The sequence below is a fragment of the Actinoallomurus sp. NPDC050550 genome, from assembly GCF_040655075.1.
GTDB lineage: Bacteria > Actinomycetota > Actinomycetes > Streptosporangiales > Streptosporangiaceae > Actinoallomurus.
In genome coordinates this window covers 98,095-119,562 of record NZ_JBFAJC010000008.1, presented here as the reverse complement: position 1 = coordinate 119,562, position 21,468 = coordinate 98,095, and the positions used below count along the sequence as shown (strand labels likewise).

The 21,468-nt window shown below is 71.6% G+C and carries 12 protein-coding genes and 1 tRNA gene; 9 read left to right on the top strand and 4 right to left on the bottom strand.

Going from position 1 to position 21,468, the window contains the following annotated elements; genetic code table 11:
- Position 1: 1 nt before the first annotated feature.
- The 3 genes from AB0I04_RS13845 to AB0I04_RS13835 all read right to left on the bottom strand — a co-directional run bounded on the left by AB0I04_RS13845 (position 2) and on the right by AB0I04_RS13835 (position 7,395).
- Positions 2-1,462: a benzaldehyde dehydrogenase gene (locus AB0I04_RS13845; protein ID WP_360883436.1), complete on the bottom strand. Its 1,461-nt coding sequence runs from the start codon at positions 1,460-1,462 to the stop codon at positions 2-4.
- Positions 1,463-1,589: 127 nt separating this feature from the next.
- Positions 1,590-4,352 carry an RICIN domain-containing protein gene (locus AB0I04_RS13840; RefSeq protein ID WP_360883434.1) on the bottom strand — a complete coding sequence of 921 codons (2,763 nt, stop codon included), beginning with the start codon at positions 4,350-4,352 and terminating at the stop codon, positions 1,590-1,592.
- 538 nt (positions 4,353-4,890) lie between these two features.
- Entirely contained in the window at positions 4,891-7,395 is a 2,505-nt protein-coding gene (locus tag AB0I04_RS13835) for a beta-L-arabinofuranosidase domain-containing protein (RefSeq protein ID WP_360883432.1), read from the bottom strand.
- 333 nt (positions 7,396-7,728) lie between these two features.
- On the opposite strand from AB0I04_RS13835, the gene AB0I04_RS13830 reads away from it, so the two are divergent.
- From AB0I04_RS13830 to AB0I04_RS13805, 6 genes are all read left to right on the top strand, one after another.
- Positions 7,729-10,215: a glycosyltransferase family 39 protein gene (locus tag AB0I04_RS13830; RefSeq protein ID WP_360883429.1), complete on the top strand. Its 2,487-nt coding sequence runs from the start codon at positions 7,729-7,731 to the stop codon at positions 10,213-10,215.
- A 72-nt stretch (positions 10,216-10,287) separates the two neighbouring features.
- Positions 10,288-10,602 (top strand): hypothetical protein, encoded by a 315-nt coding sequence (locus AB0I04_RS13825; RefSeq protein ID WP_360883427.1) that lies wholly within the window; start codon positions 10,288-10,290, stop codon positions 10,600-10,602.
- A complete protein-coding gene (locus AB0I04_RS13820; protein WP_360883426.1) occupies positions 10,602-11,747 on the top strand; it encodes an FAD:protein FMN transferase in 1,146 nt (381 codons plus the stop codon). The genes AB0I04_RS13825 and AB0I04_RS13820 overlap by 1 nt, the downstream gene beginning before the upstream one ends.
- The gene (locus AB0I04_RS13815) at positions 11,747-12,646 is read left to right on the top strand and encodes a ferric reductase-like transmembrane domain-containing protein (RefSeq protein WP_360883423.1); all 900 of its coding nucleotides are present in this window, start codon (positions 11,747-11,749) and stop codon (positions 12,644-12,646) included. Before AB0I04_RS13820 ends, AB0I04_RS13815 begins: the two co-directional genes overlap by 1 nt.
- A complete protein-coding gene (locus AB0I04_RS13810) occupies positions 12,643-13,914 on the top strand; it encodes an NADH-ubiquinone oxidoreductase-F iron-sulfur binding region domain-containing protein (RefSeq protein ID WP_360883419.1) in 1,272 nt (423 codons plus the stop codon). The genes AB0I04_RS13815 and AB0I04_RS13810 overlap by 4 nt, the downstream gene beginning before the upstream one ends.
- A 5-nt stretch (positions 13,915-13,919) precedes the next feature.
- Positions 13,920-14,132, top strand: a complete 213-nt coding sequence (locus tag AB0I04_RS13805; RefSeq protein WP_360883875.1) for a ferredoxin — start codon at positions 13,920-13,922, stop codon at positions 14,130-14,132.
- A 251-nt stretch (positions 14,133-14,383) separates the two neighbouring features.
- Here AB0I04_RS13805 and AB0I04_RS13800 read toward each other — a convergent pair whose 3' ends face one another.
- Entirely contained in the window at positions 14,384-18,070 is a 3,687-nt protein-coding gene (locus AB0I04_RS13800) for a tetratricopeptide repeat protein (protein WP_360883416.1), read from the bottom strand.
- Between the two features lie 223 nt (positions 18,071-18,293).
- Here AB0I04_RS13800 and rpmG point away from each other — a divergent pair, with 223 nt between their 5' ends.
- The 3 genes from rpmG to AB0I04_RS13785 all read left to right on the top strand — a co-directional run bounded on the left by rpmG (position 18,294) and on the right by AB0I04_RS13785 (position 21,328).
- A complete protein-coding gene (gene rpmG, locus AB0I04_RS13795; RefSeq protein WP_252843362.1) occupies positions 18,294-18,458 on the top strand; it encodes a 50S ribosomal protein L33 in 165 nt (54 codons plus the stop codon).
- A 303-nt stretch (positions 18,459-18,761) separates the two neighbouring features.
- Entirely contained in the window at positions 18,762-21,080 is a 2,319-nt protein-coding gene (locus AB0I04_RS13790) for an FUSC family protein (RefSeq protein WP_360883411.1), read from the top strand.
- Positions 21,081-21,251: 171 nt separating this feature from the next.
- Positions 21,252-21,328: transfer RNA gene (locus AB0I04_RS13785), tRNA-Arg, on the top strand.
- The last annotated feature ends 140 nt before the right edge of the window (positions 21,329-21,468 follow it).

Genomic DNA, 21,468 nt, shown 5'->3' with positions numbered 1-21,468 from the left:
CTCAGAAGGGGTAGCGGGCGATGTCGCCCTGCATGGTGACCCACTGCGTCTCGGTGAACGCCTCGATGTTGGCCGCCGCGCCGCCGAAGCGCGAGCCCGTGCCCGACACGCCGACGCCGCCGAACGGGGCGACGGCCTCGTCGTCGACGGTCTGGTCGTTGATGTGCACGATGCCGCTGGGGATGCGCTCGGCGAGGTCGAGGGCCTTCATGACGTCGCGGGTGAGGATGCCGAGCGACAGGCCGTACTCGGTGCCGACGGCCAGTTCCACCGCCTCCTCCGGCGAGCCGAACACGCTGACGGGGGCGACCGGCCCGAAGACCTCGTCCGCGTACGCCGGGGTCTGCGGGGTGACGTCGGCGAGGACGGTCGGGCGATAGAACAGGCCCTCGTACGTGCCGCCGGCGGCCAGGCGCGCGCCCGCCTCGACGCTCGCCGTGACCAGTGTGTGCACCCGGTTGCGCTGGCCCGCGTCGATGATGGGGCCGAGGGCGACCTGGTCGGTGGCGGGGTTCCCGACGGGCAGGCCGTCGGCCTTGGCGGCGAGCCGCTCGACGTACTCGCCGGCGATCCGCTCGTGGACGAGGTGCCGTCCGGTGGTCATGCAGATCTGGCCCTGATGCATGAACGAGCCGAACGCCGCGGCCGACACCGCCAGGTCGAGGTCGGCGTCGTCGAGGACGATGAGGGCGGAGTTGCCGCCGAGCTCCAGGTGGGCGCGCTTGAGGTGGCGTCCCGCCGCCGCCCCGACCGCGCGGCCGGCGGCGGTGGAGCCGGTGAAGGAGATGACCCGGACGTACGGGTCGGCGACGAGCGCCTCACCGGCCTCGGCCCCGCCGGGCAGCATGTGCAGGACTCCGGCGGGCAGTCCGGCCTCCTCGAGGACGCGGGCGATGACGACGCCTCCCGAGACCGCCGTACGAGGGTCGGGCTTGAACACGACGGAGTTGCCGAGGGCGAGGGCCGGGGCGACCGAACGGATGCCGAGGATGAGCGGGAAGTTGAAGGGCGCGATCACCCCGACGACGCCGGCGGGCACCCGGCGGGCGAGGCTGAGGCGCTTCTTGGTGGTCGGCAGGACGTCGCCGAGGGTGTGCGAGGCCAGCGCGGACGCCTCGTAGCACTCCTGTGCGGCGATGTGGGTCTCCAGGGCCGCCTTCGGCGGGATCGCGCCGGTCTCGCGGACGATCCACTCCTCGATCTCGGCGGCGTGCTGCTCGAACAGCAGGCCGGCGCGGCGGAGCACGGCCGCGCGCTCCTCGAACGAGGTGGCGGCCCAGCCGCGCTGGGCCTTGGCCGCCTCGGCCGCGGCCCGGGCGATGTCGCCGCCCGCGGCGATGCCGGTGCGCCCGAGTTCGGCGCCGGTCGCGGGCTCCACGACGGGCGCCTCTCCGCCGGACGGCTCGTACCAGCCGTCGCCGAACACCGAGGCCGTCCAGGTCTTCTCGTCCAGCAGAGCCATGATGCGCCATTCCTCCTCTTCGAGCGGTTTCGTCAGCCTATGCCCGGAGTGGAGGCCGCCAAAGGCCCAGTCAGCGAATCGTGCCGGGACAGCAGCGCTGCCCGGCACGGTCGCGGTCGTCGGTCGCTCAGTTGTTGAGGTTGATGGTGATCGTGTTTCCGGTGGCCGTCACCGTGTGGGTGCTCGAGTTGTAGCTTCCGCCGCTCACCGAGGTCACCGAGGAGCCGTAGAAGACGGGCAGCGAGATGTAGGCGGTGCCGCCGGGCGGGGTGCCGGTGATGTTCACGGTGATCACCCGGGCGCCCGGGTTCGTGACCGCGATCGAGACCCCGTAGGTGCTGCGCGAGCCGGAGCTCACGTTGTACGACGAGGTCAGGTTGCTCACCGAGACGGTCTGCCCGGCCGCCAGCCAGGAGTTGGGGATGCCGCGGCCGATGTAGAGCGGCCGGCTGTAGGTGTACGGGCCCGAACCCGACGACGCGAGTCCTTCGGCGACGATCGAGTTCAGCAGGCCCAGCTGCTGGCCCGCGAGCGGCCAGGCGTACGGGCAGGCGCCGAACTCCGGGCCCGCGTGGTTACCGGCCCACGGGTTCGACGAGCTCGGGCCGTCGCCGTTGGCCTCCCACCAGGCGTTCGGGCCGCCCGTGGTGGTCGCCAGCTGCCAGGCGTAGCTGGTGATCGGCATGTCGCGGTACTTGTCGCCGTAGAGGCCGTCGGACGCGTAGAAGGTGTTGTAGCCGGTGGAGTAGCCGTTGAAGGCGCCGAAGGTCGGATAGGGGTAGCCCTGCGCGGACAGCCGGGCGAAGCCCCACTGGTACATCCGGTCGATCTGGCCCGGGTCGCCGATGACGCCGTTCAGCGGGCCGCCCATCAGCATGGTGTCGAACTGGTTCTGCCCCGCCCAGGCCGGCGAGGCCCAGTTGGCGTCGTTGAAGGTGTTGCAGCGGTTGGCGCTGTTGGGCTTGTCGACCTCGCACGGCAGGTAGTTGAAGCCGTTGGCCGACTCGTTGTTGCCGACCACCCTGTTCAGCGCGTTCAGCAGGTTGGTGTAGGCGGTGTCCGCGTACGTCGCCTCCGAGGTCAGGCCGAGCCTGGTCGCGATGTACTTGTAGGACGCGAGGCCGATCAGCGCCGAGTAGTTGCTGAACAGCCACTTGCCGGTCGAGTCGTTGTCGAAGTTGGTCTGCAGCGTGCCGTCGGAGTCGAGCTGCCCCTGGTAGTAGTTGTGCATCATCGTGTAGAGGCTGGGGCCCCACTTCGACGAGCCGCCGGAGTCGTCGTGGAAGTAGCTGTTGACGAACGAGGTGTCGCCCGTCTTCGCCAGGTAGATCGCCCAGATCTCCGGCGTCTTCCAGACCCCGTCCCAGTACCAGTTCGCGCCCTTCTCGTCCCAGCCCGACGTCTCGGAGATCCGGGCGGTGAGCAGGAGGTTCTGCGCGTCGTGGAAGTCACCGGTCGACAGCTTGGCGATGAGCTCGCCGGGCACGTCGTGGTTGAGGATGTAGGCGTAGTTGTTGGCGGCCGAGAACTGCGCCTTGCCCACCTGCATGATCAGGTTGTACGCCGTGGCCGCCTTGTACGCGTTGGTCATCGCCGTGCCGGGGTTGGCCAGGTTGCCGGTGTTCGGCAGGCTGACGTTGGGCAGCGAGAAGGTGTTCAGCTCGCCCAGCCGGCCGTTCCAGTACGAGGACATCTGGCTGTAGGCGGTGTCGTAGTTCGGCGCGCTGGAGGACAGCGTGCTCGTGCTGGGGAAGGCCGCCCCGCTGCCGAAGTTGTCGACCGCGGCCACGAAGTCGTGGTTGTTGGTCGCGCCCGCCGCGACCGTGTCGAGCGACGAACTGGTCAGCCGTACGAGGTTGGGCCCGGACCCGCCGGGTGACACGGTCACCGAGCTCGAGCCCTTGTTGGTCACCGAGACCCGGGTGTAGATCAGCATGAAGGCGCTGCCGTTCAGCGTCACCTTGTTCGCGAAGTTCTTGATGGCGATGGTGACCGAGCCGCTGGTGAACTGCGTCTTCAGGGCGGGCAGGTAGCCGTTGTCCATGGTCCACTGGACCGACTGCGCCGGGTGGTTGCCGCCGTAGTTGTAGGCGCTGAAGGAGTACATCCCGCCGCAGTACTGCGAGTTGTAGGTGCTGTTGACCCCGCGCGCGAAGTACGACCCGGACAGGAAGGTCGTCACCGGCCAGTAGTTGCCGTCCCAGCCGAGCGCGCTGGTGTTGTAGTAGCCCTGGGAGTACGGGTCGTTGGGGGTGGGGAAGTTCGTCCCGTACGACTTGCCGAGGCCGGAGTTCCCGCACACGTTGTAGGCGGGCAGGGATGGGAAGCCCTCGTAGGTCCCGGTCCCTCCGCCTCCGCCGCCGCCTGAGGTCGTGTAGTCCGGCAGCTGCCAGACGCGGGAGGTCGCCGAGCTACAGGGCAACTGGACCAGGCCGGTGTTGGAGGCCGAGGAGTCACCCGAGGGCACGATGCACTTACCGGAGTGAACGGCCTTGAGATTGAACGTCTTGTCACTCGCCGAGACCGGCACCAGCTGGAACTTCTGACTGTTGTCCCCGCTACAGGCCGACTGCCCCACGGTGGCGTTATCGGCGGTGGAGGCACCCGACACCCCGGCGCACTTACCCGCCACGGTGTTGATCGTGTAATGGTCGGTGGTGCCGGAGACCGGGGCGAAGGTGAAGCTCTGATTCGTCCCCTGATTACAGGACCACTGGATGAGCTGGATGTCGTCGGACGTACCCCACGGCACGTCCATACAGTTACCGCCGTTCTGATTCACGACGGTCGAGGAGAAGGACACCGCGGCCTCGGCCGTACTCGAGATGGACGGCACGGTCGTGAGGAGCAGGGCCGCGGACAGTTGGAACAGGACTCGTGAGCGCCGCACGGAACCCCCATGACGGGTAGGCGTGGCAGAGGACTCACGACAGTGGAGGCGCCGTCCGTGAAAAGTGCGCCTACCCGGCCACCGGCGGAGGTGCCCCAATTGTTGATGATCGTCCAGAGGCTGGCAAGGGTCTTTCACGGACACAGCAAGATCCGTGAACCCATTTCGGTATGGCCCGGAAATCTCGGCGTTGACACGGCCCGTACAGCGTGTTTACGTTACCGAAAACGTTTTAGGTGTTTTCGGTACCTCCCGAGGAGGCGGAGAGGAAAACGTGTGCCCGGCTCGTGAGCGAGTACCCGGCCGCTCGCGGGCCGGGCACCGGCTGGATTCCGTCACAGGTCCACTCCGTGCGGCGGCGGCCGCCCGTCACAGCCCCTCTGGACGGAGCCGCCGCCGCCGGATCGGCTCGGTCGGCTCCGTACGCGGCCCGGTCGAGTGAGCCGGCCGCCGATCGGCGGCAGGTGCGCCCGCACGCCGGCGTACTTTCGCCGATCGGCGGCCGGCTCGTGTTCAGGTCACGCGGGCGGCCGCCCGCTCACCGCGCGAGACCGGCGATCTCGGACGCTGAGAGAGCCCGGCTGTAGACGCGCAGGTCGTCGATTGCACCGTCCAGGTACGGGTCCGAATACTGGGACCGGCCGAGGCGGTTCTGGGCCGTGCCGCCGAGGCCGCCCGGGGTGAGGGACATCGCCGTGTTGCGGGCCACTTCGGCGCCGTTGACGTAGAGCACCCCGACACCGCCGTCGAGGGTGACGGCGACGTGCGTCCAGGCACCGGTCGGCAGCGCCGCCGGGGCGTTGATCTGCTGCTCGCCGCCCGCACCCGACGTCGTGATGGCGAACCTCGCGGTGCCGTCGCCGCTCTGCGGAGTGAGGAACATGTTGGTCGTGGTGTCGCCGCCGAAGTCGAACACCCGGGCCCACGCGCTGTTCGTGTTCAGGCGCACCCAGGCGGCGACGGTGCAGGCGGCCGCGCCGGCCAGGATGCCGGCGGGCAGCGTGACGTACCCGGAGGAGCCGTCGAGGCCGACCGCGTTCCCGCTGTGCCCCGTCGTCCAGGTCGTGCCGCCGGCCAGCGTGGCCGTCTTGCCGTTGCCGCTGGAGTCCTGGGCCGACGTCCCGCCGGTCTCGTCGAACTTGTACCAGGCGACCAGCTCCGGCAGCGGCTTGGAGACGGTCCAGTAGACCGTGTAGCGCTGGTGGTGCATCTTGTAGAACGGCAGCAGCGTGACGGTCCCGGTGCTCGCCGTCGCCGTGTACTGCAGCGGTGTGCTCGTCGCCTTCACGCTGGACGGGGTGAGCGTCGGCAGCGCCGACAGGTCGGTCGAGCCGTACGCGCCCGCGAGGACGATCGGCCCGATCTTCACGGCCTGGGTGGTGGCGCTGTCGGGAGCGGCGGGGAAGCTGAGCGCCATCGGGAGCGTCAGGTTCACCACGTCCCCGGACGACCAGGTCCGGGTGATCGTCGCGTACCCGCCCGGACTGGCACTGACAGTCGCGCCGTTGACCGTCAGCGCCGCGCCCGCGGCCCAGCCGGGGACCCGGATCTTCATGGTGAACGTGCCGGAGCCGGTGACGGTCAGCTTCGTCGACGCGGCCTCCGGGAAGGTGGTGTCCTGCCGGATCGTGACCCCCTGGGCCGCCCAGTTCAGCGTCGAGGCGACGAAGAGGTTCACGTACAGCGTGCTGCCGCTGTAGAAGTAGATGCTGTCGGCGAACTTCGTGTGCGTCTCCATCCCGGTGCCGTGATCGCACGTGAAGTCGTCGTAGTCGTTGCTGTAGGTCTTGATCCCGCCGGGGCGCAGCGGCGTGTAGTACGTGACGAACCCGTGCGAGGAGTTCGGGTCCTGCTCGCCGAGCATCTGATTCCAGAGAGTGCGCTCGTAATAGTCGACGTAGTCGGTGCGCGACGGGTCGGTGAAGAAGAGCTGACGGGTCAGCTTGAGCATGTTGTAGCTGTTGCAGACCTCGCAGGTGGTGTCGGAGAGCTGACCGGCGATGGCGTCCGGCTGCTGGAAGTACTCACCGTTGGAGTTCCCGCCGATGACGTACGTGTGATGCCCGACGACGATGTCCCAGAAGTTGGTTGCGATGTCGTGGTACCGCGTCGTGCCCGTCGCGTGGTACTCCCGGATCGCCCCGAGCATCTTGGGGATCTGGGTGTTGGCGTGGAAGCCCGCCAGCTGGTCGCTGTCGGCGGCGAGCGGGTCGAACATCCGCGCGTGGTCGAAGTACTTGGCGGTCGTCAGATGGTCCGGATCGCCGGTCACCTGATACAGGTTGGCCAGGACCTCGTTCATGCCGCCGAACTCCGTGTCGAGCATGCTCTGCTGCTGGCTGTAACTGAGCCGGCCCATGCGGAACTTGACCCATGCGGCCATGGCCTTCAGGACGGTCAGCGCCTGCCCGTTGCCCGCGAGCAGGTACTGGTCGAGCAGGCCCGCCATGATCTTGTGCAGCGTGTAGTACGGCGCCCAGACGTTCTGGCGGGTCTCGACCCGGTCGATGAAGCTCTCCGGGTAGGCGGCCAGGAAGCCGCTGTTGTACCCGGCCGCCGTGGCGCGTGCCTGGCAGGTGGCCAGCGCGCCCACGATGTAGTCCCCCTTGGTCTTGAACGAGGACGCGCCGGTGTTGGCGTACGACTGGGCGAGGGCGCTGAGCAGATGCCCGGTCGAGTGCCCGCGCAGCTCCACGTCGGGCGCCTCCCAGCCGCCGCACGGCTGCGCGCTCGAGGACAGGCCGTAGTTGAGGCGGAAGGTGTGCAGGAGCCGGTCGGCGTCGACGAAGTTCAGGTACGCCTGCGTTCGGGCCATGTTCTGCTGGAACGGACCGCTCAGCAGGGTCACCGCCGAGAGCGGGAACGCGTAGACGGAGACTCCGGCGTCGGTCCGCGCGGCCAGGGCTGCCCGGGCTGTTCTGGGCAGCCCCACCGCGCCGAGCATCGACCCACCGACGACGGCGGCGCCCGCGCGCAGGAGCGTTCTCCGGTTGATCGAAGTCTGGGTCTCGAACGGCGTGCCGACAGGGCGTGAGTGTCTCACGGAACCCCCAAGGTGGGTAGGCGTGACAGGTGCTCACGACGGTGGAAAGCGTGGCTCCTGCGAGAAGTACGCCTACCCGGACCACCGGCGCGGTTCCTCGATTGTTGATGATCGGGATGACACTGACAAGACGGCTTTCACGCCCGTTCGCGAGCAGTCGGATGCGGCCCGGAGGCCACCCGGTGGCCACCCGGCATCACCGAGCGCTCGCCCGCTCTCCTCATCAGGCACGAACCACGGCCGGTGACCGGCCGACGCCGCCTTGGGCGAATTCTCACCCGGCTTTCATCGTCGGCTCAGGGACCCCCAACGTCCGCCGCCGACCGTCGAGTCATGACATCGATGACCGGACCACCCTGGCAGGCCGACCCCGAGCAGGGCGCCTCGGCCTCCCGGAGCACCAACCCGGCGCGCCGGTTGCTCCGCGGCGACGCCGCCGACCCGGCCTGGGCGCGCCCGGCACTGCTCGGACTACTCGCCGCGACGGCGGTGCTGTACGTATGGGGGCTCGGTGCCTCCGGCTGGGCCAACTCCTTCTACTCGGCGGCCGTCCAGGCCGGAACGCGCAGCTGGAAGGCCTTCTTCTTCGGTTCCTCCGACGCGGCGAACTTCATCACCGTCGACAAGACGCCGATGGCACTGTGGCCGATGGAGCTGTCCGCCCGCATATTCGGCGTGAACGCCTGGAGCATCCTGGTGCCGCAGGCCCTCATGGGGGTAGCGACCGTCGGGGTGCTGTACGCGGCGGTCCGGCGTTCCCTCGGCCGCCGCGGCGAACGGGTGCGGACCGCCGAACGCGGTGACCAGATCGCGACCGGCGAGCACGGCGAGTGGGTGCCGACCGGAGGACACGGCGAACGGGTCGAGACCAGCGGCCCCGGCGAACGGGTCGAGACCAGCGGGTCCGACGAGCGAGTCGCGGCCGGCGGGTCCAACGAGCGAGTCGCGGCCGGCGGGCGCCGTGAGTGGCCGCCGACCGGAGGACCCGACGGGCGGGTCGAGACCGGCAGCCCCGGTGAACGGGTCGAAACCAGCGGACGCGGTGACCGGGTTGCGATCGGCGGACGCGGTGACCGGGTTGCGATCGGCGGACGCGGTGACCGGGTCGCGATCGGCGGGGCGCTGCTGGCCGGCGCGGTCCTCGCGACCACCCCGGTGGCCGCGCTGATGTTCCGCTTCAACAACCCGGACGCGCTGCTCGTGCTGCTGCTCACCCTCGGCGCGTACGGGCTGGTGCGAGCGCTGGAGAACGCGAGCACGCACTGGCTGGTGATCGCCGCCTCCTGTGTGGGGCTCGCTTTCCTGGCCAAGATGATGCAGGCATTCCTGGTCGTGCCCGCGTTCGCGCTGGTCTACCTGCTGCTGGCACCCGCGCCGATCTGGCGGCGGGTCCGGCAGCTGCTGCTCGCCGGCGTGGCGCTGGTCGTGGCGGCCGGTTGGTGGGTCGCGATCGTCGCTCTCGTGCCGGCGGGCTCCCGCCCGTACATCGGCGGCTCACAGCACGACAGCGTGCTGGAACTGGCGCTCGGCTACAACGGCCTCGGCCGCCTGAACGGCAACGAGACCGGCGGCCTCGGCAACCTGAACCAGGACGCCGGATGGATGCGGATGTTCGACGCGGAGCTCGGCGGGCAGATCGCCTGGCTGCTGCCCGCCGCCCTGGTCCTGTTGGTCGCCGGTGTCGCGCTGACGTGGGGGCGGGACCGCCGGAGGGAGTTCGCCGGGTTCGCGCTGTGGGGCGGCTGGCTGCTGGTCACCGGCCTGGTGTTCAGCTTCATGCAGGGGATCTTCCACGGCTACTACACGATCGCGCTGGCCCCGGCGGTCGCGGCGCTCACCGGCATGGGCGCGGCGACGCTGTGGCGCGAGCGGCGCCGGCCGGCCGCCGCCGTGCCCCTGGCCGGCGCCGTCGCACTGACCGCGTGGTGGTCGTACGTCCTGCTCGGCCGCAGCCCGGACTTCCTGCCGTGGCTGCGGATCGTCGTGCTGGTCGGCGGCCTGCTCGCCGCTGCGCTGCTCGCCTCTGTCGGCCGCGCCCCGCGCCGGCTCATCGGAGCGGCCGTGGCCGTCGCCGCCCTGACGTCGATCGCCGGCCCGGCCGCGTACGCCGTCGAGACGGCGGACACGCCGCATACCGGAGCGATCCCCACGGCGGGACCGTCGTCCGGAGGGCCCGGCGGGATGCCCGGATTCGGCGGCCGCCGGGGCGGCCCCGGCGCGCGCGGCGGCTTCGGCGGTGGACGACAGAACCGGTTCCCCGGGGGCGGGTTCCCCGGAGGCGGCCAGGTTGGGAACGGACAGGCGAGGGGCGGCTTCCCCGGAGGCGGGTTCACCAGGGGCGGGCAGGGCGGCACCGGCGGCATGCCGCAGGCGCCCGGCGGTGCCGGAGGCGGCATGGGCGGACCGGGTTCGACCGGGAGGCCCGGTGGCATGGGCGGTCCCGGTGGGCTGCTGAACGCCACCACCCCGAGCGCCGCGCTGACCGCCTTGCTCAAGCAGAACGCGCGCTCGTACACCTGGGTCGCGGCAACGGTCGGGTCCAACAACGCCTCCGGATACCAGCTGGCGACCGGCGCGCCGATCATGGCGCTCGGCGGGTTCAACGGCACCGACCCGGCGCCGAGCCTGCAGCGGTTCCAGCAGTACGTCGCCGCCGGAAGGATCCACTACTTCATCGGCGGGTCGGGCATAGGCATGATGCGCGGCGGAAACTCCAGTGGCAGCGACGACGCCCAGCAGATCGCGACCTGGGTGCAGCAGCACTACACCGCCAAGACCGTCGGCGGCATCACGGTCTACGACCTTTCTCAGACACGTTGATCCGGCGGCTCATCCCGCTCTCACGTTCACCGCCGAGCATCTGAAGTACCGCGAGAGATCGGAGGAGAAGAAATGGAAAGGTGGGAGGACGGCGGTCGCCGGGACCAACGCGTGTCCCTGGTCCGCCGCATCACCGTCTGGGCCTCGGCCGGTTCGCTGACCGTGGCCGCCGGGCTGGCGGCCGTCTTCGGCGTCACGCAGGCCGACTCGCAGACGAAGGCCGGGACCACGACGAGCACGGGATCTGACTCGGGCACGACCGGCGGCTCGTCCGGCTCGAGCAGCACGACGGACTCCGGATCCGGCACCGGGCTCACCCAGCCCACGCAGGCGCCCGGATCGGGTTCGTCGAACGGATCCGGCACCGTCACCTCGGGAGGATCGTGATGAGCACCGCGCAGGAGACCTTCCCGCTGTGGGGCGGCTCGGCGACCGTCGCGGTCACCGAGCCGGACCGCCTGGCCGTCGCCCGCGCGGCCGTCGACCGGGTGATCCGGGACGTCGACGCCGCCTGCAGCGCCTACCGCGACGATTCGGACCTGGCCCGAGTGAACGCCGGCTCCGGATACGCCGTGCGGGTCAGCACGACATTCTTGGAGGTGCTGCAGGCGGCGCTGCGGGCCGCCGAGCTCACCGGCGGACTGGTCGACCCGACCGCCGTCGGGCGATCGGCGGGAGCCGTCGGGCTGTCGGTGGGGACCGAGATCACCCGCCCCAACGACGTCGCCGCCTTCCGCACCGGCACAGAGACCGGACGATCGCCGAGGACCGAAGACGCCAGTCCGAACAACGCGCCCGCCTTCCGCACCAACACAGAGACCGGACAGTCGGCGGGAACCGAAGACACCCGCCCGAACGACATCGCCGCATTCCGCGCCGGCGCGGAGGCCGGGCGGTCCCGGCTGGGACCAGGGTTCGCCGTGCCGACCGGCAAGGACTGGCGGTCGATCGAGATCATCCCGGCGTCCACGACCGTGTCGGTGCCGCGCGGGCTCACCTTGGACTTCGGCGCCGTCGGCAAGGCGTTCGCCGCCGACCGGGCGGCCGCCGAGGCGAGCGCGGCGGCGGGCTGCGGTGTGCTCGTCGCGCTGGCCGGCGACATCGCGGTCGCCGGGCCCGTACCGGTGAACGGCTGGCCGGTCCGCGTGGCGGACGACCACCGGCTGAGGTCGGACGGGGGCCTGCCGCCCGGTCAGGACATCACGCTCCGCGCGCCAGGCGGGCTGGCCACCTCCAGCCTCGCGGTCCGGACCCGCCGCATGGCGGACGGCCGTACGGTCACGCACATCGTCGACCCTCGAACCGGCATGCCGGTCCGAGGCCCGTGGCGCACCGTCTCGGTGTCGGCGGGGACCTGCGTCGACGCCAACACCGCCAGCACCGCCGCCCTCGTGCGCGGCCATGGGGCGGGCGGCTGGCTGGCCCGGCACGGGCTGCCGTCGCGGCTCGTCCACGCCGACGGCTGGGTGCACACGATCGTCGGCTGGCCGGACGACCACAGCGAGCGCCCCGGCGTGAAGGTGGCCGGGTGATGGCCCTCTGGTACGCCACCCGGGCGTTCGGCCTGGTGTCGATGGTGCTGCTCACGGCCGTGACGGTGCTCGGCCTACTCGTCGCGGCCCGCACCGCGCGCGGCCCGCGAATGGGGAATCCACCGACGGCCGGCTCGCGGGCAGGCGACCCGGGAGCGCAGGCCTCGCGCGCGGGAAACCCACGGACGGGAGGCTCCGGGCGGCGTTCTGCGGGAGCGCGCCGCGCGTCGTATGTGGTAACCGCGCTGCACCGTTCGCTGTCGCTGCTGTCGGTGGTCCTCATCGCGCTGCACGTGGCGACGAGCGTGATCGACTCGTACGTCGCGATCCGGTGGGTCGACGCGGTCGTCCCCTTCGTCTCCGCGTACCGGCCCTTCTGGGTCGGGCTCGGGTCGGTCGCGCTCGACCTGATGATCGCCTTGGTGGTCACGAGCCTGCTGCGAGTCCGGCTCGGGCTGCGCACCTGGCGGGCCGTGCACTGGCTGGCGTACGCGTCCTGGCCGGTAGCGCTGGTCCACGGGCTGGGAATCGGCACGGACGACACACTCGTGCTCGCGCTCGCCGTCGGCTGCACGACTGCCGTCGCGGCGGCCGCGCTGATCCGCGCCACCACGGCCCGGAAGGCCGCCACCGTCAAGCGCGCCGCCATGGCCGGACCAGCCGTCCTGGCGGAACACGCCACCGTGGCCGACCACACCATCATGGCCGGTCACACGACCGCGGCAGGACACGCTGCCATGGCCGAACACACCACCATGGCCGCCCACACGACCACAGCAGGACACACCGCCACGGCAGGACACGCTGCCCGGATCAAACCGGACGCCGCCGGCATGCGGCCCGATCCTGCCCAGCGGCCCGCGTCGGCCGCCGCTCCCACCTACGGAGGACCACGATGACGGAGCGACTGCTGACCGTGACCGGCCCGGACCTGGGCCGACACCTCACCCGGCACGGCGACCTGCCGCTGCGCGGCCCGGCCCGGCCGGGCTCGCTGGGACCGCTTGCCGAGGAGATCGCCGCCTCCGGCCTCCGGGGGCGTGGCGGCGGCTGGTTCCCCACCGCGCGGAAGCTGACGGCGGTGGCCGCGGCGGCTCGTTCCCGGCCGCCCGTGGTGGTGGTGAACGCCATGGAGGGCGAGCCGCTGAGCGCCAAGGACGCACGGCTGCTGGCGGTCGCGCCTCACCTGGTCCTGGACGGGGCGACCCTGGCCGCGGAGACGGTCGGCGCGGACCGCATCGTCCTGGCGGTGCCGGTGGGCGGCGGGGGCCCGGTACTGCGGAACGCCATGACCGAACACGCCCACCGGAGCACCGACGCCGTGCCCACGGGCGATCTAGGGTCGGTGCTGCGGGGCGTCGTGGCCGAGCGCGCCCGCCGGGGCATCGACCCGGTGCTGATCGAGGTGGTCGAGGGGCCGGACCGCTTCCTGTCCGGCCAGGAGAGCGCGCTGGTGGGCTGGATCGGCGGCGGCCCGGCGATCCCCACCACGAAACGGCCCTACGAGCAGGGGGTCAGCGGCCGGGCCACCCTCGTGAGCAACGCCGAGACGTTCGCGCACCTCGCGCTGATCGCCCGCCACGGAGCGACCTGGTTCCGGTCGGTGGGCACCGCCGATGCTCCCGGAACCATGCTGGTCAGCGTCTCGGACCCGGACATCCGAGTGCTCGAGGTCCCCGTCGGCACGCTGGCGGGCGCGGTGACGGGGCCGACACCGGCCGTCCTCCTCGGCGGGTACGGCGGCGCATGGCTGCCGGGCGACCGGGCTCGGGAACTCCCGCTGGCACCCGAGCCGCTCCAGGCCGCGGGCGCGGCCCTCGGCGCGGGAATCGTGTCGGCACTCCCGTACGGGGCCTGCGGCCTGCGCCGCACCGCCGCGGTCGCGGGCTGGACGGCGGGGCAGGGCGCCCGGCAGTGCGGACCGTGCCTGTTCGGGCTGCCGGCGGTCGCCGGGGACCTGGCGCTCCTCGCCGACGGCCGAGCGACGCGCGCCGACGTGGACCGGCTGCGCGCGCGGACGGGGCTGCTGCCGGGGCGAGGCGGATGCGCCCATCCCGACGGTGTCGCCCGGCTGACCGGTAGCGCGCTGCGCGTCTTCGCCGACGAGGTGGAGGCCCACCTGCACGGTCACTGCGTTGAGACCCTGACGTACCGGAGGGCGAGTTGAGCACCATGGAACTGCGAATCGACCGCATCGCCTGTGACGGCGCCGGCTTGTGCGCGGAGATCCTGCCCGAGCTGGCCACTCTCGACGAGTGGGGGTATCCGATCATCGAGGACGCCCGGGTCGGACCCGGTCGGCAGGCGAACGCCCGCCGGGCGGTCTCCCTGTGCCCGCGGCTGGCGCTGCGCCTGGCCGAATCCCGGCAGCGTACGAGCGCGTAGGACGGCGCGGCACCGCAGCCCTCCAGAGCAGCCTGAACCAGCACCGCACCACAGCCCTCCAGAGCCGCCCCAACCGGCGCGGCACCGCAGCCCTCCAGAGCTGCCTGAACCGACGCGGCACCACCGCACACCCCAGAGCCTCCCCAACCCGCGCGGCACCACCGCCCTCCAGAGGCCACAGGCGCCCCGCCGAGGGGCCGTTCCTCCGGACCCGTCGCCGGTTCAGGGCGGCGGTTCGGCCGGTGCTGCCGCTACGACGTACGCAGCCGGGCGAGCAGTCGCCCGGCGTCGGCATCGAAGGCGGGGAATCCGACGGCCAGCGTGCGGTTCATCAGCTCGATGGCGCGGGCGTGATCTCCTGTCTCCGCGAGATGCTCGCCCAGCCGGTACGCGGCCTCGGCGACATAATCGGGTTTGTCGCTCAGCTCCAGGACCCGCTCGTAGTGGCGGGCCGCCTCGGCCTTGTCCCCCAGCCAGTAGTGCAACTCGGCCAGGTGGGCCAGCGCGGTGGGAACATGGTTGGCGTCACCTGAGTCGATCACTCTGGTGAACCATGGCCTGGCCGTCTTGAGATCACGCTGATGTTTGGCGTCGAGCGCCATCGCCAACGCGGCGATCACGGCGATCTCCTTCTGCTCTTCGTCCCGAGGCTTGGCGAACCTCTTCAGCAGCTTTCGCAGGATCCGCCGGGAGGAGTCACGCTCCCCGAGGAGTCCCTGGACCTGGGCCAGGTGCAGCAGGGCCCACCGGGCGTCGAACGGGTACTCCTCGTTCCACTGCTCACGCCAGGCGTCGACGGCGGCCTGGTACGCGTCCCGGGCCCCGGCCCAGTCGCGCCGGTGACGGAGCATGTCGCCGAGCCGTTGCGCGGTACGAGCCCGGCCGCGTGGCGGGTCGCCGGCCGCCTCCGCGCGCCGATGGGCGTCCCGGGCCGCCTCGGTCGCGCCCTCGGTGTCACCCAGCTTGGTGAGGACGGTGGACAGGTTGTACGCCGCGTTGGTCGCGTGCGGGCCTTCCGCCAGCCGCCGTGCGTTCCGGTACGCCACGGCGGCGTCCTCGAACTCGCCGTCCGCGAAGTGGACGTGGCCGAGGCCCAGCCACGCGCGGCCCACCGCGCGCGGATCGTCGCCCTCGGTGGCCATCGTGTAGGCGGTCATCGCGTCGTCGTTCCGTTCCGCTTCGCGGAGGGCGTCGGCGATCTCCACGATCAACCGGTCGTCACGGCCGTGGCGCAGGGCGTGCCGCGCTCCCGGCTCGTCGCCCCGGACGGTCAGCAGCACGGCCTGGCAGGTGCCGGCCCACCGCGCATACGGCAGCAGGCCCGTGTCGGCCACGTCAGCCCACGCCCGCAGGGCGCCGTTCCAGCCACCCGCGCGCCGACGTTCCCGCGCCGTCAGCCACAGCGCATACGCCGCGGACTCCGAAGAGCCGTCCAGCTCCCGCAGCAGGTCGGCCAGCGGATGGCCGGATGGATCATCGGAGTCCTCCACGATCCGGGCGCCGAGCCGGGTGGCCAGTCGGCAGCCGTGGGCGTGACGCTCGCCGCTCCAGGCACGCAGCCACTCCAGAGCGCCCCGCACCGCGTACGGATTCGCGTCGAGCACGCCGAGGCCGACGGTGGCGAGGCCGGGATCGGCGATCTCGCGCAACGGCTGGGCGAGCGCGAACGCCTCACGGATCTCTTCGAGCCCGGCCTCCCGCTCGGCCAGCAGTTCACCGAGCCGTACGGCGATCCAGGGCAGCAGCCCGTACGAACTCTCGCGGGTTCGCAGGGCGGTGTCGCAGGCGCGGCGGAGCACCGCCTCGGCCGTCCGGGCCTCACCGGAGGCGATCAGCATCCCGCCGAGCACGTATCCGGCATAAGACGAGGCCAGCGGGTCGGCGGAGTCCTGCGCCTCGGCGAGGAGCTCCCGCGCACGCCGCGCATCGCCATCACCGTCGCCATCACCGTCGCCGTCGGTGTCGGCGACAGCGTCGGCACGGGCGCCGGCACCGGGGCGGGCATCGGCGTCGGCTCCGGCACTGCCGTCACCATCGGCATCGGCATCGGCGTCACCACCGGTGTCCAGGGCTTCGGCGCGCGCGTCGGCGTCGGCGTCACCATCGGCATCGGAGGCTTCGGCGAGTAGCCGCCCGAGCAGTGCTTTCGCGAGAGCGGCCGCAGGACCGGTCTGGGACTCGTAGATCGCGCGTGCGGCGGCGCTCTCACCGGCGTTCTCGGCGGCCATTCCGCGAGTGATCGGGGCGGCCTCTCCGGCGGCGCCATCGAACCGGCTCAGTGCCACCGCGGCCCACGGTCCGGCCGACGAGTCCTCGCCCGCCGCCACCCGCCGCAGCCGCTCGACGGCCTCGCCACCGGCACCGTCGGCCAGGGGATCCCGCTCCTCGCCCGGCGCGACGTCGGGGACGTGACGGCCGATCACCTGAGACCGCGCGCCGGCCCTGGCCGTGCCGCCCTCCGGCCACGCCTCCGCTCCCTCGCCCGGCGCGACTTCGGCGAAGTGACGGCCGATCACCTGAGACCGCGCGCCGGCCCTGGCCGTGCCGCCCTCCGGCCACGCCTCCGCTCCCTCGTTAAGTACCCCGACGGGGAAGATCCGTAGCTCGCTCGGCGAGTCATCGCCCGGCGGATTGTGCAGGTCGACGGCGAGCAGCCGGCCGTCCGGCGACCAGTCGACCTTGTTGGTGAGCCGGCCGAGGCCCGCTCTGAGAACGAGTTCGCCGCCGTCGGCGACCCGGCGGATGGTGGGCTCGACCACGTACGGCTCCGTCTGCTCGGCGATCGCCAGGTACGCACCGTCCGGGCTCACCGCGAAGTCCATGACCATCTCGGCCGAGGTGCCGGCGACGCCCAGGAAGCGGCCGGTGTCCGGGTCGAGCATCGAGAACCTCGTGTGCTCCTCCTCGATGTCGAGGGCGAACATCCGGGACTCGTCCGCGCTGAAGCGGATCGCCTCGGCGGCGGGTGGCTCGTCGCTCGCGTCGGCCTCCGCGTCGAGCCCGAGCAGCACCGTACGGTCCGGGGTGAACGGCGCGCTGACGAACTCGACTCCGGGCCCCATGCCGTACTCGACCCGGTGCCGCCCGGTACGTGAGCGATGGAATCCGAACTCGACGGGCACGTCGGTCCCGGTACCGGCGTCGACGTCCCAAGCCACCTGAGGCTCGTATTCGACCGGCGGCCGGGCCGTGATCACGTGACGGCCGGGTACCCACATCAAACTGGGGCCGATGAGGTCGTGCGGTGTGCCGAAGCGGGCTCGCTCCGTCCAGTCACCGGTGTCGTACACCCGCACGTCGCCTCGCTGACCAGCGACCGCGAGATAGCGCCCGTCATCGGAGAAGGCCAGGTCGCATGCGAACTGTCCGCCATCGGTGCGGTCGGCGAACGGCACGATGACGGCGACCGGCTCGGAGAACCGGGGGACGTACGGACCGTCATCGGACCGCACTCGTATGTCGGGGCTCGGATACCAGACGGTGGCCCGGCCATGGCCCGGCTCCACGCCCGCGAGATGGCGCGGATCGGTCACCCGTACTACGTAATCGGCCTGGACGAGCCGGTGTTCGTCGAGCCAGCCTCCATGCCTCTCGTAGTAGAAGTCGCTCAGGTGCTCCCAGTCCTCGGCGGTCGGCACCGCGTTGCGCTCGGCCACGCGGTCGACCTGCCGCACATACTCCGCGGCGTGTTCGGCCATCCAGCCCTCGTCGAGCAGTTGGTCGAGTTCGATCTCCGCGAGGGGCCGGTCGCCCGAGTCCTCGCGCCGCGGGTCCGTGGCCCAATCCGACAGCAACCGCAGGAAGAACGCCGGATCGTCCGGAAGAGCCAGAGCGCCGCGCTGCGCGACCTCGTAGTACACGACGAACACGCGCATCCGTACGCTCATCCGGTCGGCGGCGACAGCCATCACCCGCGCACCGTACAGATCGGTGGACATGTCGTCTCCCCTTCGCAAGGCCGGCGCCGTCAAGGCGTTCGAGCATCGCAGGACCCCCTGACAACGCGCAGCGGAAATGATCAACTCCGGAGCGGCGCGCTCCCGCACTCCCGCCCCGCTTGACCGTCGTCGGCGGACAATGCCCCGATCAGGAATAACCGAGAACGGTTTTCGTTATCGAAGATGGTGCGGACGGACCGTGCCGATGAGAGGAGAACCCATCGTGGCGAGGAACACGCTCCGGCCGGTGCTGAAGCTCCGGTCCACCGCCGGCACCGGTTATACGTATGTGACCCGGAAGAACCGTCGCAACGACCCCGACCGGCTCACGCTCAGCAAGTACGACCCGATCGTCCGGCGGCACGTCGCCTTCCGCGAAGAGCGCTGACCCGCAGGCCGGGCTTCCCGGGGACGGATCCGACCAACGGAGACCGGCCGGGCCCAAGGACACGGCCGACCTACCGAGGCCTGCCGAACCCGGGACACGGACCTGAACCGCAGGCCGGGCTTATCCGAGGACGAGCCTGCCCCGGAGACCGGCCGGGCCCGAGGACGCGGCCGCCCCCACGGTGACCGGCCGGACCTGCGAAACGGACCCGACGCGCGGACCGGCGGGTCCTGGAGACTGGGCCGATCCGCGGAGACCGGCCAGACCTGGAGACGATCGAGGCCTCACCCGTATCGTGGGCACATGTCCGATAAGGCGGGCGATGTCCCTCCCAAAAGCCCGGCCGACGGCCAGGCCGCGCCGCAGCACCGCGAAGCGGCCCGTCACCGGTCGATGGCCGGGCTGCGGCGGCGGCTGCGGTTCTCCGATCCGGGGTTCGTCGCGTTGCGGACCGCCCTGCGGGCGGCGATCGTGCTGCCGATCGTCTTCGCCGTCGCCTCCCGGGTGATCGGCGATCCGCAGGCGGCGCTCTTCGCCTCCTTCGGCTCGTTCGCGACGCTGGTCTTCGCCGACTTCTCCGGCTCGCCGGCACGCCGGTTCGCCGCCTACTCCACCCTCGCGGCCACCGGCGCCGTCCTGATCTTCGTGGGCACGCTGTGCTCCCGTAATCCCACGCTGGCCGCGGCCGCGATGGCGGTGGTCGGCTTCATCATCCTGTTCGCCGGGGTCGTCAACGGTTACGCCGCCGCGGGTGCGACCGCGGCGATCCTCGCCTTCGTGCTTCCGGTGACGATCCCGGCGCCGCTGTCGGCCGTGCCCTCACGGCTCGAGGGATGGGCGCTCGCCGCCGGGGCGGGCATCGCCGCCCAGCTGCTCCTGTGGCCGGCCCGCAGCCGGGCGATTCTCCGCACCAGGGCGGCCCGTGCCTGCCGGGCGCTCGCCGATCTCGCGGACGCCCAGGTCGCCGGGGACGCCGAAGCCGTCGTCGACCGGACGCGCACCGCCCACGAGGCGGTCGACGAGCTGCATCGCCGGTTCGTCGGCACGCCGCACCGGCCCACCGGTCTCACCGGCCCCACGGCCGCACTCACCTCACTCATCGACGAACTCGACTTCCTCCTGTCGTTCCTCGGGTCACCCGCCGGATCACCGCCGATCTCGCTGTGCCGCGCGGAGAACGCCGAGGCCATGCGGGCGTCGGCGGCCGCGCTCCGGGCTTCCGCGGACCGCCTCGACGGTCAGGGGTCCGGGCGACCGGACCTCGGCCCGCTCGAGGAGGCCCGCGCTGCCATGACCCGCGCGCTCGCGCGGCGACTCCCCGAACTGCCCGCCATTCCGGACCATGACGCACTGGTGGCCTTGCTGGAACCGACGTTCCGCACCCGCACCGTGTCGTACGCCGCGGAGCACTCCGCCCGCTACGCCCTCATGGCCGTCGGCGAGACCGTGCCGGAGGGCCTGGGCGCCGGCTCGCTGCGCCGTGTCGTCGATCGGCAGGCGCACTCGGTGATCCGGGCGACCGAGCTCGCCATCGAGGACGCGCACGCCCGGTCGGTGTGGTTCCGCAACAGCGTCCGGGGCGCCGTGGGCCTGGCCATCGCCGTCTACATCGCCCAGCGCACCGGCCTGCAGCACTCCTTCTGGGTGGTGCTCGGCACCCTCTCGGTCCTGCGGTCCAACGCGCTGGGCACCGGATGGTCCGTCCTGAGCGCGCTGGCCGGGACCGCCATCGGCATCTGCGTCGGCGCTCCCCTGATCCTCGCGATCGGCACGCACGAGACCGTCCTGTGGAGCGTGCTGCCGATCGCCATCCTCATCGCGGCGTACGCTCCGCGCGCGATCTCCTTCGCCGCCGGTCAGGCCGCCTTCAACGTCGTGCTGTTCGTCCTGTTCAACCTGATCCAGCCGAGCGGCTGGCAGGTCGGCCTCGTCCGCTTCGAGGACGTCGCCATCGGCTTCGCGATCAGCCTGGGCGTCGGGCTGCTGTTCTGGCCGCGTGGCGCGGCCACCCTGCTCCGGGAGAACCTCGCCGCCGCCTACGCGCGCAGCGCGGACTATGTCCTGGCCGCGACGCGCCGGCTCGTCGGCCACGGCGACCCGGCGTGGTCGCAGCAGGCCGAACAGGACGCGGACGCCGCAGTGCACCGTCTCGACGACTCCTACCGGCAGTTCCTCTCCGAACGCTCCGCGCAGCCCATGGCCGCCGGCAGCGTGGCCGCACTGGTGACGGGGGCGGCCCGCGTACGGCGCGTGGCGCGTTCCCTCGCCGGGCTGGGCCGGTTCACCGACGGCCACGAAGACCTGGAGCGCTGCGCCGAGAACCTCGACGCGGAGGTCCACGCGCTGCGCATCTGGTACATCGCGCTCGGCGACTGCATCCTGCACGAGACGGCCGTACCGCCCCCGCACCTACGCGACGCCGACGGCCGCCGGCGACTGCTCGAGGGCGTACACGCCGTGGTCGCGGGCGGTGACGAGAGCGCGCTCCCGGCCGCCCTGGCACTGCTGTGGGCCGACCAGTACGTCAACACGCTGTGGCGGCTCGAGGGTCACCTCGGCCGGCACGCGACCGAGTCGAGCCCGGCCGCGGTGCCCGCCGAAGCCAGCCCCGTACCGGCGTAACGCCCCCGCGGCCGGTACCCGACGACCACCGACCCGTACCCGCCCAATCCGACGCTCCAGAGGGGGCGGCCGGATCAGGCCACACGCGACGACCAGGCTTTTGATCCGGACGAGGCCTACTGGTGACGCATGAATGCCGTGGAGTCCGTACACTCGGAGCCGGTCAAGCGAGCGCCCATAGCTCAGCTGGATAGAGCATCGGACTTCTAATCCGACGGTCGGGGGTTCGAATCCCTCTGGGCGCGCCATCCCACCAGGACGATCAAGCTCCTGAGCTGGTCATACGTCTCTCTTCCGCAGACGCCGTAGGCCACCCTCCGCTAAGGGTACTTCGCACACGTCCGGATCACGTGATCGGCGTGCTCCGGTGGCGTCGCGGCTCCCGGTA

Bases quoted from the DNA above. Each gene is read 5' to 3' on its own strand.
- AB0I04_RS13845 (WP_360883436.1), bottom strand. From the start codon at position 1,462: ATGGCTCTGCTGGACGAGAAGACCTGGACGGCCTCGGTGTTCGGCGAC.
- AB0I04_RS13830 (WP_360883429.1), top strand. From the start codon at position 7,729: ATGACATCGATGACCGGACCACCCTGGCAGGCCGACCCCGAGCAGGGC.
- AB0I04_RS13825 (WP_360883427.1), top strand. From the start codon at position 10,288: ATGGAAAGGTGGGAGGACGGCGGTCGCCGGGACCAACGCGTGTCCCTG.
- AB0I04_RS13820 (WP_360883426.1), top strand. From the start codon at position 10,602: ATGAGCACCGCGCAGGAGACCTTCCCGCTGTGGGGCGGCTCGGCGACC.
- AB0I04_RS13815 (WP_360883423.1), top strand. From the start codon at position 11,747: ATGGCCCTCTGGTACGCCACCCGGGCGTTCGGCCTGGTGTCGATGGTG.
- AB0I04_RS13810 (WP_360883419.1), top strand. From the start codon at position 12,643: ATGACGGAGCGACTGCTGACCGTGACCGGCCCGGACCTGGGCCGACAC.
- AB0I04_RS13805 (WP_360883875.1), top strand. From the start codon at position 13,920: ATGGAACTGCGAATCGACCGCATCGCCTGTGACGGCGCCGGCTTGTGC.
- AB0I04_RS13800 (WP_360883416.1), bottom strand. From the start codon at position 18,070: ATGTCCACCGATCTGTACGGTGCGCGGGTGATGGCTGTCGCCGCCGAC.
- AB0I04_RS13790 (WP_360883411.1), top strand. From the start codon at position 18,762: ATGTCCGATAAGGCGGGCGATGTCCCTCCCAAAAGCCCGGCCGACGGC.